Annotated in this window: 14 protein-coding genes; 11 read left to right on the forward strand and 3 right to left on the reverse strand. The window is 37.9% G+C overall.

Annotation, left to right across the window (positions count from 1 at the left end):
* Window positions 1-28 precede the first annotated feature (28 nt).
* Window positions 29-1,522 (forward strand): DUF2264 domain-containing protein, encoded by a 1,494-nt coding sequence (locus tag L5B90_RS03615; RefSeq protein ID WP_265762175.1) that lies wholly within the window; start codon window positions 29-31, stop codon window positions 1,520-1,522.
* Window positions 1,523-1,620: 98 nt separating this feature from the next.
* On the opposite strand, the gene kdgR is transcribed toward L5B90_RS03615, so the two are convergent.
* On the reverse strand, window positions 1,621-2,409 hold the full coding sequence (gene kdgR / locus L5B90_RS03620; RefSeq protein WP_250364259.1) for a DNA-binding transcriptional regulator KdgR: 789 nt from the start codon (window positions 2,407-2,409) through the stop codon (window positions 1,621-1,623).
* Window positions 2,410-2,583: 174 nt separating this feature from the next.
* Here kdgR and L5B90_RS03625 point away from each other — a divergent pair, with 174 nt between their 5' ends.
* From L5B90_RS03625 to L5B90_RS03635, 3 genes are all read left to right on the forward strand, one after another.
* Complete coding sequence (locus tag L5B90_RS03625) at window positions 2,584-3,525, forward strand: sugar kinase (RefSeq protein WP_265762176.1); 942 nt, start codon at window positions 2,584-2,586, stop codon at window positions 3,523-3,525.
* A gap of 10 nt (window positions 3,526-3,535) precedes the next feature.
* Window positions 3,536-4,171, forward strand: a complete 636-nt coding sequence (locus tag L5B90_RS03630) for a bifunctional 4-hydroxy-2-oxoglutarate aldolase/2-dehydro-3-deoxy-phosphogluconate aldolase (protein ID WP_265762177.1) — start codon at window positions 3,536-3,538, stop codon at window positions 4,169-4,171.
* 179 nt (window positions 4,172-4,350) lie between these two features.
* On the forward strand, window positions 4,351-4,626 hold the full coding sequence (locus L5B90_RS03635) for a type II toxin-antitoxin system Phd/YefM family antitoxin (RefSeq protein ID WP_250350710.1): 276 nt from the start codon (window positions 4,351-4,353) through the stop codon (window positions 4,624-4,626).
* Window positions 4,627-4,650: 24 nt separating this feature from the next.
* Here L5B90_RS03635 and L5B90_RS03640 read toward each other — a convergent pair whose 3' ends face one another.
* A complete protein-coding gene (locus L5B90_RS03640) occupies window positions 4,651-5,070 on the reverse strand; it encodes a helix-turn-helix domain-containing protein (RefSeq protein WP_250350711.1) in 420 nt (139 codons plus the stop codon).
* Between the two features lie 127 nt (window positions 5,071-5,197).
* Here L5B90_RS03640 and L5B90_RS03645 point away from each other — a divergent pair, with 127 nt between their 5' ends.
* From L5B90_RS03645 to L5B90_RS03655, 3 genes are read left to right on the forward strand one after another with little or no spacing between them, the layout of a single operon-like run.
* Window positions 5,198-5,941: a hypothetical protein gene (locus L5B90_RS03645; protein ID WP_250350712.1), complete on the forward strand. Its 744-nt coding sequence runs from the start codon at window positions 5,198-5,200 to the stop codon at window positions 5,939-5,941.
* Between the two features lie 20 nt (window positions 5,942-5,961).
* Entirely contained in the window at window positions 5,962-6,642 is a 681-nt protein-coding gene (locus L5B90_RS03650) for a hypothetical protein (RefSeq protein ID WP_250350713.1), read from the forward strand.
* 40 nt (window positions 6,643-6,682) lie between these two features.
* On the forward strand, window positions 6,683-7,924 hold the full coding sequence (locus L5B90_RS03655; protein WP_250364253.1) for a surface lipoprotein assembly modifier: 1,242 nt from the start codon (window positions 6,683-6,685) through the stop codon (window positions 7,922-7,924).
* A gap of 82 nt (window positions 7,925-8,006) precedes the next feature.
* Here the strand turns inward: L5B90_RS03655 and L5B90_RS03660 are convergent, their stop codons facing one another.
* On the reverse strand, window positions 8,007-8,831 hold the full coding sequence (locus tag L5B90_RS03660; RefSeq protein WP_250364252.1) for a glycerophosphodiester phosphodiesterase: 825 nt from the start codon (window positions 8,829-8,831) through the stop codon (window positions 8,007-8,009).
* A gap of 222 nt (window positions 8,832-9,053) precedes the next feature.
* Between L5B90_RS03660 and L5B90_RS03665 the strand changes: the two genes are divergently transcribed.
* Genes L5B90_RS03665 through L5B90_RS03680 form a run of 4 tightly spaced genes read left to right on the forward strand, consistent with a single transcriptional unit; the run spans window position 9,054 to window position 12,957 of the window.
* The gene (locus tag L5B90_RS03665; RefSeq protein WP_265762178.1) at window positions 9,054-10,127 is read left to right on the forward strand and encodes an ABC transporter ATP-binding protein; all 1,074 of its coding nucleotides are present in this window, start codon (window positions 9,054-9,056) and stop codon (window positions 10,125-10,127) included.
* Entirely contained in the window at window positions 10,124-10,993 is an 870-nt protein-coding gene (locus L5B90_RS03670) for an ABC transporter permease (protein ID WP_250350717.1), read from the forward strand. The genes L5B90_RS03665 and L5B90_RS03670 overlap by 4 nt, the downstream gene beginning before the upstream one ends.
* Entirely contained in the window at window positions 10,990-11,832 is an 843-nt protein-coding gene (locus tag L5B90_RS03675) for an ABC transporter permease (RefSeq protein ID WP_265762179.1), read from the forward strand. The genes L5B90_RS03670 and L5B90_RS03675 overlap by 4 nt, the downstream gene beginning before the upstream one ends.
* Before the next feature lie 42 nt (window positions 11,833-11,874).
* On the forward strand, window positions 11,875-12,957 hold the full coding sequence (locus L5B90_RS03680) for an extracellular solute-binding protein (RefSeq protein ID WP_265762548.1): 1,083 nt from the start codon (window positions 11,875-11,877) through the stop codon (window positions 12,955-12,957).
* Window positions 12,958-12,976: the final 19 nt, after the last annotated feature.

Genomic DNA, 12,976 nt, shown 5'->3' on the forward strand with positions numbered 1-12,976 from the left:
TTCAGTGAGAGTATATAGGAGCAAATAAATGACAACAGATCCCAAAATTCGCTTTACTGAACGACCTTATTTAGCTCACGAACATCCCCAATTTCAGGATTATTGGCGAGCCTTTAAGGAAAGATTGCAGCGTTCAATAAAACGAAAAGCCTGCTTTAGCAAAACCGATCCTCTTATTGATAAACAGCTAAAACAGGCATTTACGCAAGATTCCACTTTTTCACAAGAAAAGTGTGAATTACTGGTTGAATATTTTATTCGCTCCTTTTTTCATTATGCCAATGATGACTATGCCCGTGCCGATTATCACGGTTATCCATCAGAACAAGGAATGGTGTCTGATTCTATTGAAGGGGCGGCACGCAATTATCCTCTGTTAGCCGCCTATTTACATTATCAGTCAGATCCCTCTCATCCCCTTTTTCAGCAAGTTCAACAGGCTTTATCAACGGGTTTTCTCAATGCAACCAATCCCAATCATTCAGGTTACTGGGGAAAGTTAAAAAGTTTTCAGCAAACGATCTGCGAAAGTGCTGATTTCGCCCTTGCCCTTTGGCTGAGTAAAGCCCATATTTGGCAACACTACAACGCTTCACAACAGCAACAGATTATTGATTGGCTACGTCAAATCAATCACGTGCAAACGGTGGACAATAACTGGCATTTGTTTATCTTATTAGTGCAATTGGTCGTCAAAGATCTTGCTGGCATTGATGAAATCAATCAAGAACGTTATCAACGCATTAAAGAATTTTATGTTGGCAATGGCTGGTTTAGAGATGGCGAGAAAGGTAATTTCGATTACTACAATTCTTGGGGCTTTCACTATGGGTTATTTTGGCTCGATCAAATCGCTCCAGATTTTGACCGCGCTTTTATTCAACAAAGTGCGGTGCAATTTTGTCAAGATTTTCATTATTTATTCGCGCCACAAGGCTTTGCTTTTTTTGGGCGTAGCCTGCCTTACCGTTTTGCTGCACCGACGGCGTTAATCAGCACAATGATTCAGCAAGAAAAAACGAATGGACAAGGAAAACGCATCCTATCCCAACTCACCCATTTTTTGATTCAACAGCGCGCTATTCAACAAGGCAATGTTACCCAAGGACTCTTTGAAACAGATAGGCGACTGGTTGATCCTTACAGCGGTGCGGCAAGTGGGTTGTGGTCGTTACGTCCTTTTATTTTATTACTTTATGCTGGTCAAAAGATTCATTTCTGGCAAACTGCCGAACAGCCACTTGCCATTGAAAAACAGGATTATGATATTCAAATCCCAGCGATTAATTTACGTATTATTGGTACACAAGCAACCCAAGAAATTATCGCCCAATTTCAGCATCAACAATATCCCAATTTGCCGTTCCAACAAGCCTGTTTACAACAGCAAAATGGACGAATGAAGATCATAGAATGGCTTTGTGGGCGTTCCACTCGAGGCAAAAATAATTTACTACGAAAAGGGGTAACGACATTTTCATCAAAACTCTCCCTTTATCTTTCCAATAAAGAGAAAAAATAACAAAAAAACCACCGCACTTTTCTATGCAACAGTTTTATGCGAAGGATAAATTAGCAAAAAATAAGGCGGAATAATCCGCCTTAACCAATTTTGCAATGCTATTCCGCGACAGGATAATGCTGATACCCTAACTGTTTAGACACATTTCTGCCTGCTTGATGAAGCATCTCCACCAGCTGGGCAAGGTTTTCTTTTTCAAAACGAACTAGCGGTAAAGAGAGAGAAATCGCGGCAACAATATGCCCTAGACGATCATAAATAGGTGCGGCAACACAATGTAAGCCAACTTCCTGCTCCTCTTTATCTTCTGCATAGTGCTGTTCGCGTACTAACGCCAGTTCTTGTTTAAGCGCTTCAACATTCGGTAACGTGTTTGCGGTATGTTGAACAAACTCAACATTTTCCAGCAAGGTTTCCACTTCCTCGTCCGTCAGCGCCGAAAGCAATACTTTTCCAATCGCCGTACTATAAGTGGGATTTCTACGCCCCACACGAGAATACATTCTTAGGCTATAAGTAGAATCAATTTTATGCAAATAAACAATTTCATTGCCATCTAATGCACCTAAATGCAAGGTTTCGCCTGTTTGCTTTGAAATCACTTCCATTTCTTTATTGGCAAGCTCAATCAGATCCACATATTCTAACGCCCTTGCACTAATTTCAAACAATTTCAGAGTGAGGCGATATTTATCTGTATCCCCTTCCTGTGCCACAATACCAAGGGATTTCATCGTTTGTAGAAAGCGGTAAATGGTGCTTTTGGACATCATCAAACGCTGAGCCAACTCTGTTACACCAATTTCTTTTTTCTCGCTGAGTGCATCCACAATGCCAAATACTTTTAGCACGGAGGAAACCACATCGGGTTGAGTATCTTTTTCCATATTTCTGTAACATCTCAAAATTTAGTCAATTGTCCTCAATATATTAACACAAGCTATAATTTTGAAAAGTCACAAAACAAAATGAAACTATATTTCAATTTTATTGAAAGAAAAAATAAATCCTCGTATAATTTATTTATTTTCACTTGCCTGATCACAAAAGGAGGAAAAACAGTGAAAAAAATTGCAATTATCGGCGAATGTATGATCGAACTCAACGGTGAACCCTTCGGGAATATGTGGCAAACCTATGGAGGTGATACCTTAAACACCGCCACTTATCTCTCTCGCATTAGTTCCCCTCACGACATCGAAGTTCACTATATTTCCGCAATGGGTAATGACAAACTCAGCCAACAAATGATCCAACATTGGCAACAAGATCACATTCATACGGAAAATGTGCTGATTGATCCCTCACGCCAAGCGGGGCTTTATTTAATCCAGTTAGATAAATTTGGCGAACGCACTTTCCTTTACTGGCGTTCTGAATCTGCCGCACGTTATTTACTCCAACACCCTGATTATCCTCAAGTACAAAACAGCCTTGCTGAAATGGATATGATTTATTTGAGCGGAATCTCTCTTGCAATTTTACCTGATGCGGATCGTAATACCCTCATTAGCCAGCTTCAACAACTGGCTAAACAAGGGGTAAAAATTGCTTTTGACAGTAACTACCGCCCAAAACTTTGGGAATCCGTACAAAAAACACAAGAAATTTACACCGCACTTTATCCGTGCATTCATCTTGCATTAGTTACCTTTGATGATGAACAAGCACTCTGGGGAGATGAACAACCTGCACAATCAATACAACGTTTAAAACAACTTGGGGTAAAAAATATTGTCCTGAAGCAAGGTAAAGAAGGTGCATTATTCTGCGATGAACAAGGTAACGAACAGAATGTAAGTACCACGCCTGTTACCAATGTGGTTGATACCACTTCGGCAGGTGATGCGTTCAATGCCGGCTTTTTAAATGGCTACCTGCGTAATAAGCCTGCACAACAATGCTGCCAACAAGGTAATCAAGTGGCGGGTATCGTCATTCAGCATAAGGGAGCGATTATTGATAAAACCGCCACCGAACATCTCATTCATCAATTTAACTAAGGAAGATAAAATGAATACTACGCAAATCGTTGAAAAACTTCGTCAATTAAAAGTCATTCCTGTCATTGCCTTAGACAACGCACAGGATATTATCCCACTTGCGGAAACCCTCGCCAATAATGGGTTACCCGTTGTGGAAATCACTTTCCGCTCAGCAGCTGCCGAAGAAGCCATTCGTTTAATTCGCCAACATAACCCGAATATTCTGATTGCGGCAGGTACGGTACTGACCAGTGAACAAGTTGTTCAAGCCAAAAATGCAGGTGCCGATTGCATTGTTACACCGGGCTTCAATCCAAAAATTGTCAAACTTTGCCAAGAATTGAATATCCCCGTTATGCCGGGGGTGAACAACCCGATGTCGATTGAAGCGGCATTAGAACTAGGCGTAACCGCAGTGAAATTCTTCCCAGCCGAAGCCTCTGGTGGAGTGAAAATGATCAAAGCCTTACTTGGCCCTTATGCGCAATTACAAATTATGCCAACCGGCGGAATTAGCGTAAACAATATTAAAGACTATCTCGCCATTCCAAATGTCGTAGCGTGCGGTGGCTCGTGGTTCGTAGAAAAATCCCTTATCAACAGCCATAACTGGGAAGAAATCGGCCGTTTAGTACGTGAAGCCGTAGCAATTACCAACGCTTAACTACAAAACAAAGTCCTAAAATAAAAGTGCGGTGGAAAATTTTGAAAAATTCCACCGCACTTTTAATTTGGAACAGATCAAACTCTATAATATGTGCATTGTTCTTTTTGTAAAAAACACTTGCCTGTCAAACGTTCAAAAGGTAGTAAAATAACTACAATTTTAATAAGGAGGACAATATGGCGATTACTGTTACCTCAAAAGAATTTAATCAACGTGCTAGCTATGTATTGAAACTCTCTGAAACCCAGCCTGTTTTTATTACCAAATGGGGAAAGATTGTCAGTGTGTTGTCGAACTATCAGGATTATCGCAAAGCACGATCAGAACCCAGTTTTGAAGAGCTATTTGGACAACCTGCAACAAGTGTTAGCGATAAAAACATTGAAGATTTCGATCAAATTCTTGCAGACATTCGTAAAGATACTCATATGTGTGATGTGGAATTTGATTAGAAAAATATCTAACTCACAGATTATTTAACTATTTCTTGATTTTAACAATTCAATAATTTCTTTTAGAGCAATAATTTCTGCATCTTTTTGAGATAATAATTCATCCTTTTGAGCCAATAAAGTATCTTTCATTTCCAGCAAACTGTTTAACTTTTCATTTTCAATAGTTAACGCTTCATTTGTGCCAAAATAGCTATTTGTTAAGTTATTAGAATTATCACCACCCACTGCAAAAAAAATTGATCTATCCTTACTCGTAATTAACTCCCCCATATCAATATTAAAAACATTCGCGATTTGCTGTAATTTATCTAAATTAATACTGCTTTGTCCACGTTCAATTTTGGCATAGCCATTCGGCGACATAGAAAGTTTCTCTGCCATTTCTTCCTGCGACCATTGATTGATTTCTCTCATAACGCGAATTTTTTCGTGGACTTCCATTTTACTTCCTTAAAGTGCAGTTTTAAACAGTATCAGATGAGTTTTTGATACTGGTGGTTTGTGGTAGAAATTTGAGGTGCAGTATAACATTTGCACCGAGTTTATCCAAAACTTTATGGGATTATTGGTGATTAATAATGAATTTTTAATCTATGCAGCTAGTATTTTAGCTGATACAAATGAAGGATTGAGTGGTTCAGAAATTTGCAAGTTTTGTGTTCAATATGCTGTTAGATACGAAAAATCAATTACATATACACAGCAACCTTTTAAAAAAGGCACATCAAGCATCAACAAAGCACAAGCACTGGAAACTAATCTAGCTTGTTTTGAACCGAAGGAACAATTTGTCATTATTCAGGATTTATGCGATTTAGAGAAATTTATCAATAATTCAAAAGTACAAGAGCTAAAGCTGGCTTTAGTGAAAAGTTATTCTCATTTAGCTCCACAGAAGATCGCAGAGCAAATTTTAGAAAATGTTAATCAAGTTAGACATTGGTTAGATGATTACCCTGAGACAAAGAAGCATTATGAAAGTGCATTTGAAAAAAAGAATAACAAAATCTATGAGAGAAACTTACTTGATGACTTGCGTTATTCTTTTGAATCTTTGATTAATAGCATTCTTAGAACAAAAAAATCATTAGAAAATTTGAAATCTGAATTAGGTGATTTCTTAGATAAATATAAGATTAATGTAGAAGTTAAAAATCTTTATATTTCAACTATCTTTGATTTTTTCACGAAATATCAAAATGAAAATGTCAAGCATAATGCTTGTTTTGAAAGCATTGAGATTGATTTTATCTTTAATCAAACTACCGTTTTAATGGAATTTTTGATCACTTTACATAAACAACAATATTAACTAGCAATAAGAGGCTTATTATGAAATTAACACTCTCAAAAGCATTATTAACAACAACTGTAATGGTAGGATTAACTGCTTGTGGTTCAGGTGGTGGCGGTGGTTCAAATGAATCAACAACTTCAAACCAGAATAGTACTACTTCAATTACTGTGCCAAATGTTGATACGAATAATTCTAACACAGAAAATAACTCAGCTAACCCAACTCAGCCTAATACAACAGTTACGGTTCCTTCAATCACTCCATCAACATTTAAAGTCGGGGCTGATGGCTATGCAACAGGTAAAGCGACTTATGCATCTGCCAATAGCACAATTAGATTAGATGCAGATTTTGATAAAAGAACTATTTCAGGTAGTGCCGTAGGGAAAATTGATGATAAGAATGTGAATGTTTCGTTAAATAATACAACACTGTATAAAGGAACTATTAGATATATCAACGGTCATTACTCTAGCTATAATGAAATGTATGAATTTAAAGGAAATGCTTCTGCCACACATAATCAAGAAAAATTCTCAGGTCAATATGCTGGTATCATTTATGGAAGCTCTAGTCCATTCTCTGAAATGAGTACAGGATATAAAGTAACATCAGAAAAAGATTCAAATCGTATAATAAAAGAAGGTGCTTTAGATTATAGTGACGGATTTGTTGGTGGATATAACTCCGCAGGAACTGATTTAAATAGACAGTAATTATATTCCCACAATTTTTTGATTGTGGGATTTCTTAAATATGAAATATAATTTTTTTTTCTTATCTTATTTATTTAGTAGCATTGTTATTGCAAGTGAAACAACCTACTCTATTTCACAATTAAAACACGATCAAGCTCTGACCGAAAAACTACTTTCAGATATGTTAAATATTGAGCGAATGGATTTGGTGGAACGCCTATTGCCTATCTATCAAAATTTTTCTGAGCATAGTCCAAGATTAGTGAATTACGCAAAAATTAAACAAGCAAGAGTGCTATTTTTAGATTATCAAAATGACAATGCAAGGAAAGCCTTTGAAACATTACAAGAGCAAAACAATTTAACTGATGAAGAACAGTTGCTTATTCAAGATTATTTACAAGCAATTAAAAATCGCGAAAGCTGGCAATTTTCTTTAGGTGCAAATTATCTACAAACCAAGAATGTCAATAATACGTCTAACGAACGACATATTGAAAATACAGGTTTTGTAAAAAATGATGATATGTTGCCACAGTCGGCTCACGGTTTTACTTATTATTTTGATGCACAAAAAAATTGGAATATCATAGGATCTCACTATCTCTATTTTACCAATAATCTTTATGGGAAAAATTATTGGGATAATCACGATTATGATGAAATCGCCAACCGCACTTATTTCGGCTATAAATATCAAAATGCTAAATATCAATTTGACCTAAAACCCTTTTATGAACGCCAATGGTTTGGTGGACATCGTTATAACTGGGCGAATGGGTTAAGAGTTGAGTATGGTTTGAACTTTTCAAAACATTGGCAAATTTCGACCGCATTAGAGTTTAGCCAACCACGTTATTTCACACAGACTGAACGAAGCGGTACGATTAAACTGGCCTCTGCCACACTCATTTGGCAACCTACTGGAAAAGGCTATTATTATTTAGGAACGGATTTTATTCGTGAAAATACGCAACTTAAACAATATAGCAATGATATGAAAGCGTTACGATTAGGTTGGCGACAAAATTGGGGGTATGCAATAGCAAGCCAAATAAATGGATCAATAGCATTGAGACAATATAAAGATTTTGCTTCGCTAGGTAATATTTTGCCGTTAGATAAAATCCGCCGTGATAAGATCTATTCACTAAATCTGACATTATGGAAACAAGATTGGCAGTATTTGGGTTTTGTGCCAAAAGTACAATTCCGCTGGAAAAAGCAGAATAGCAATATTCCCTCAATGTTTTCCTATTCAGAAAAATATGTGCAGATGTTAATAGAAAAAGACTTTTAAACTCAAATTAATCTGACAGGTGCCAGTTTTAAATGGAAGGCTGTCAGATTAAATTTGATGCAAATAATTCTCCACTCAATCATCAATAAGGCGTTTTGCCTGCTTTTTCGATTAATGATTTGAGATAGGGAATATCATCGTGGCTTAGCATATCGATCAGGCCTTCGCTTAGCCATTGAATGATTTCACTTTCAGTATCGTAACCATATTTTTGATTGTACATTTCTAACACAGGGATTTCTTTGGATTCGTGTAAATACATTCTCACTGACAGCCCTGCTTTTTTGTAAGCAATTAAATCTTCTTTGCCTACATAGTGATATTCCACACAAACACTGCTGGCATTTGATCCCAATACTGCACTAAGTTGATCGTTATAGCGCGCAAGGGTAACCACTTGCAACCGCAAGGCTGGCAATAAAGCTTTCACTTTATTAATTAAAACGTGATCAAAGCCTAATAATAAAATTTGATCCACTGTATTGGTACGTTGCAAAATCTCAGCTAAGACTTCCGCAAAACGCTGATGATTGCGACGTTGTTTAGCTTCTACAATTAACCCTACATTATTTTCTTGCGCCCATTTTAAAACGGTTTCTAACTCTACAATGTGCGTGCCTTTGAAAGCGGGGGAAAATTTCTCACCGAAATCATACTGCTGTAATTCAGCAAGTGTCATTTGTTCCACATATCCTTCACCATTAGAAACACGCTCAATAGAAAAATCGTGAATAACCACAATTTTTTCATCTTTTGTCATTGCAATATCCAGTTCAATGCTATGTGTCCCCGCTTCTAATGCGCCAATAAAGGCAGGCATTGTATTTTCTGGATACTTGGCACTATAACCACGGTGGCTATTTGCGAGAATGATTCCTTTCTCTGTTACATTAAATTCAAATGCCATTTTTAACCTCTCTCTTACATTCAATTTAAAAACTAAACTCATTTTAGAGACAATAGAAATATCACGCAAACACTATTGCAACCAAAGGGAGAAAATATCTAATTTTCGTGATCAAACTCACAAAAACAAACTTAAATGAGTTTATTTTTTAAATTGTAATTGATCGCGCTTTATCTTCTAGTTTAGAGTATTCACGAAATTATCATCGAGGAGAAATCGATTATGGCAAAACTAGAATTACGCAATATCACTAAAAAATTTGGTGATTTCTATGCAGCAAATAACATCTCTTTTACTGCTGAAGAAGGGGAATTCGTTACGCTACTCGGTCCTAGTGGCTGCGGAAAAACCTCTTTGCTTAAATTAATTGCAGGCTTTCACCGTGCCGATGAGGGGGAAATTGTCATTGGCGATCGTCAAGTCAATGACATTCCACCAGAAAAACGGAATACCGCAATGTGTTTTCAATCCTATGCGCTTTTTCCTCACTTAAATGTTTCTCACAATATTTGTTATGGCTTGAAACAAAAGAAAATTCCTATTGATGAACAAATCGCACGCTTAAATGTGGCATTAAAACAAATGGATTTAGAAACCCAGAAACTAAAATTACCTTCTGAGCTTTCAGGTGGTCAGCAACAGCGTGTTGCCCTTGCCCGTGCAATGGTTACCCGCCCTGATGTGATTTTATTCGATGAACCGCTCTCTAATCTTGATGCCAAACTGCGTGAAAGCGTACGCTTTGAAATTAAGCAACTTTCTCATCAATATAATCTGACCAGTATTTATGTTACCCACGATCAGGCGGAAGCCTTGTCAATGTCAGATAAAATTATCGTGCTAAATAAGGGATCAATTGAGCAAGTGGGAACACCACAAGAAATTTATTATCAACCGAACAACCGCTTTATTGCTGATTTCATTGGTGTCGCAAATATCACCAAAGCAAACGTAAAACACTGGCAAGAGGATCTCTATCAGGTGGATTCCTTATGGGGCAAATTCGTTGTGCAATCGGCACATAAACCCGTGGCTGAGAATATTTATATTTGTTTCCGTCCTGAAGATGCGATCCCTTGTGAAGCTGATAGCAATGTAGAAAATAAATTTAGTGTCAAGATTCTACAAACCGCCTTTATGGGGAATATGACTGAGGTGCAAGGCTTGGTTACCTCTGGCTTGCCAAATGAGAAAGTGCGGTTGCAATTAACCAAGTTTTCACCGTTATTAAATCAGTCAGAACAATTACATTTCACCCTTGCTCGTGATGCCATTCGTTTCTTGGAGGCGGTATGAAATCCTTAAAACAAGATCTCAAAGCCTGGCTACTGCTTGGAACAGGGCTTGGCACCATTTTATTATTAATGGGTTCGACCTTTTATTTAGTGGTTGCACAAAGCTTTGGCTTACAGAATATGTATGGTGAACCGTCCCACTTCACGTTTGATTATTGGCAAGAAGTGTTAAGCAACCCTATCTTTCATAAATCATTTTGGTATTCGGTGCGAGTTTCTTTTCTGGGTGCGGTATTTTCCATTTTAGTGGCTTACCCCATTGCATTATGGTTACGCAATCCAATTAAGGGCAAAGAATTTATCGTTACCTTTTTCCGTATGCCAATGCTTGTGCCGGGATTAGTGGCGGCATTCTTATTTATGAATATGATTTCCTACCACGGTATTCTGAACGAAACCTTAGTTTGGTTAGGCATTTGGGAACAACCAAAATCCTTGCAAAATGACAGCTTTGGTTGGGGAATTGTAATTTTGCAAATGTGGAAAAATATTCCATTCGCCTTAATTCTTGTTGGCGGTGCAGTCAATTCGTTAAAAAGCGATCTCTTTGATGCCGCTTCAAACCTAGGTTCAAACAGTTGGCAACGTTTTATTTATGTGATTTTCCCACTCACTCTCAGTGCGGTACAAGTTTCGTTTATTTTGATTTTTATCGGTGCATTAGGTGATTTCGCCTTTTATAGCATTGCAGGCCCACGTGATACCTATTCTTTAGCTCGCTTTATGCAAATGAGTGCTTATGAATTTGAAGAATGGAATCAAAGTGCGGTACTCGCAATGGTGATAATGCTCACTTCTGCACTTGCTTCAATTTTAATTACGCTGATTATTCGTCCATTATCTGTTAAACGAGGAGCGGTAAAATGAACAAAATACAAAGCAAAAACACACGTTTAATTAACCGCATTGTGCTGATCTTTTTTGTGGTGGTGAATTTTGTTTGGCTTGTTTTGCCTTTCTTAATGGCGGGCTTATGGTCGCTTGTTGATCCACAACACCCTTGGAGCTACCCTGATATTTTTCCACCCGTGCTTTCTTTTGAACGCTGGAGTTATGTATGGGAAAACACCGCACTTAAAGAAGCGATGTTTAATAGCTACACCATCGCGCCGATTGTTTCTTTAATCGCCATCACTCTCGCCTTGCCAACCGCTTATGCTTTTGGTCGAATGGAATTCCGCGGTAAAAAAATTGCCGAACTGATTACCCTTATTCCCTTAGTAATTCCGGGAATGATCATTGCCTTATTCTTTAGTGCGGTGTTAATTCAGTTAAATATTAACAATCCAATGATCGGTATTATTATCGGACATACGGTAATGACGTTACCCTACGCTATTCGTATTTTGTCTTCAGGATTTTCAGCCGTTCCGCAAGATCTGATTGATGCAAGTCGCGATCTTGGCGCATCAAAATTTACGACCTTTAAAGATGTGTACTTGCCAATGCTAAAACCCGCATTTTTGGCGTCCATTATTTTCTGTTTAGTCAAAAGTATTGAAGAATTTAGTATTTCCTTTGTTATCGGTTCGCCAGATTTTATCACCGTGCCAACCATACTTTATTCTTTCTTGGGCTATTCTTTCATTCGCCCAAATGCCGCCGTGGTCTCAATCATCTTATTAATTCCAAACGTGATCTTATTGTTAATTATTGAACGTTTATTAAAAGGTAACTATTTATCTCAATCCACAGGTAAAGCCTAATTTTGTAAACCATAGCCTTGTAAATCATAGGAGAACACAATGATGAAAACTCGTCTTATCAAAACCGCATTAATCAGTTTAGGGCTAACCACCGCCTTATCCGTATCGGCTTCCCAAGACCTCAGCCAAAAAAGCTGGGAAGATATTGTGGCACAAGCCAAACAAGAAGGCGCAGTCACCTTTAGCGTATGGTATTTACAACCACAATTCCGTCTTTTTGTGAAAGAATTTGAAAAAACCTATGGCATCAAAGTGAAAATCCCAGAAGGAACGCTAGATGGCAATATGAACAAACTCATTGCTGAAAAATCACTAAGCAAAGGCAAAATGGATGTGATCGCCATTGCGGCGGATAACTACCCGATTGTGCAGAAAAATGAGGTATTAAGAAATCTCGATAAATTGCCAAATTTCGCCCAAGCTAACCACGCCTTACAAGGGGTAAAATTTGCCAATCAAGCAATGGGATTTTGGGGCAATCAAACAGGCTTTGCTTATGATCCATTACGCGTTTCAGAAGATCAATTACCACAAAGTTGGCAAGAAACCGTTACCTACATTCAAACTCACCCGAAAAAATTCGGTTATGCCGATCCAAATGGAGGGGCTTCAGGTAAAGCGTTTATTTTCCAAGCCTTACTTAATGTAAGCGGTCAATATGATTATCAAAACACGCCATTTGATGCTTCTCAAACGAAAAACTGGCAAAGCACGTGGGATTGGTTTAACCAAAACAAACAAAATATGGTTCGTACCGCCTCTAACGCAGATAGCTTAACACGCTTAAATGATGGGGAATTAGATATTGTTTCTGCGTGGCAAGATCATTTATTTAGCTTACAAAAACAAGGTGCGGTTACCCCAAGATTGAAATTCTATGTGCCAAAATTTGGTATGCCGGGCGGTGGGAATGTCGTCGTTGTCGCACAAAATGCGCTACACCCAGCAGCAAGTTTGGTGTTCGCCAACTGGCTAGTCTCCCCAGAAACCCAACAAAAATTAGCCGCTCATTTTGGTATTCGCCCATTAAATGCGGAAGTCGGCGAAGCGGATATTCCATTCTTCCCATTAGATTGGAGCAAAGCCGCGATTGCAGATTTCACCAAAGAAGTGATCGCCAAATAACATTGTTAATGAGTTAAGG

This window comes from Avibacterium sp. 20-129 (assembly GCF_026226845.1).
Classification (GTDB): Bacteria; Pseudomonadota; Gammaproteobacteria; order Enterobacterales; family Pasteurellaceae; genus Avibacterium.

Coding starts and splice junctions, on each gene's coding strand:
- L5B90_RS03615 (WP_265762175.1), top strand. CDS start 29: ATGACAACAGATCCCAAAATTCGCTTTACTGAACGACCTTATTTAGCT.
- kdgR (WP_250364259.1), bottom strand. CDS start 2,409: ATGGAAAAAGATACTCAACCCGATGTGGTTTCCTCCGTGCTAAAAGTA.
- L5B90_RS03630 (WP_265762177.1), top strand. CDS start 3,536: ATGAATACTACGCAAATCGTTGAAAAACTTCGTCAATTAAAAGTCATT.
- L5B90_RS03635 (WP_250350710.1), top strand. CDS start 4,351: ATGGCGATTACTGTTACCTCAAAAGAATTTAATCAACGTGCTAGCTAT.
- L5B90_RS03640 (WP_250350711.1), bottom strand. CDS start 5,070: ATGGAAGTCCACGAAAAAATTCGCGTTATGAGAGAAATCAATCAATGG.
- L5B90_RS03650 (WP_250350713.1), top strand. CDS start 5,962: ATGAAATTAACACTCTCAAAAGCATTATTAACAACAACTGTAATGGTA.
- L5B90_RS03655 (WP_250364253.1), top strand. CDS start 6,683: ATGAAATATAATTTTTTTTTCTTATCTTATTTATTTAGTAGCATTGTT.
- L5B90_RS03660 (WP_250364252.1), bottom strand. CDS start 8,831: ATGGCATTTGAATTTAATGTAACAGAGAAAGGAATCATTCTCGCAAAT.
- L5B90_RS03665 (WP_265762178.1), top strand. CDS start 9,054: ATGGCAAAACTAGAATTACGCAATATCACTAAAAAATTTGGTGATTTC.
- L5B90_RS03670 (WP_250350717.1), top strand. CDS start 10,124: ATGAAATCCTTAAAACAAGATCTCAAAGCCTGGCTACTGCTTGGAACA.
- L5B90_RS03675 (WP_265762179.1), top strand. CDS start 10,990: ATGAACAAAATACAAAGCAAAAACACACGTTTAATTAACCGCATTGTG.
- L5B90_RS03680 (WP_265762548.1), top strand. CDS start 11,875: ATGAAAACTCGTCTTATCAAAACCGCATTAATCAGTTTAGGGCTAACC.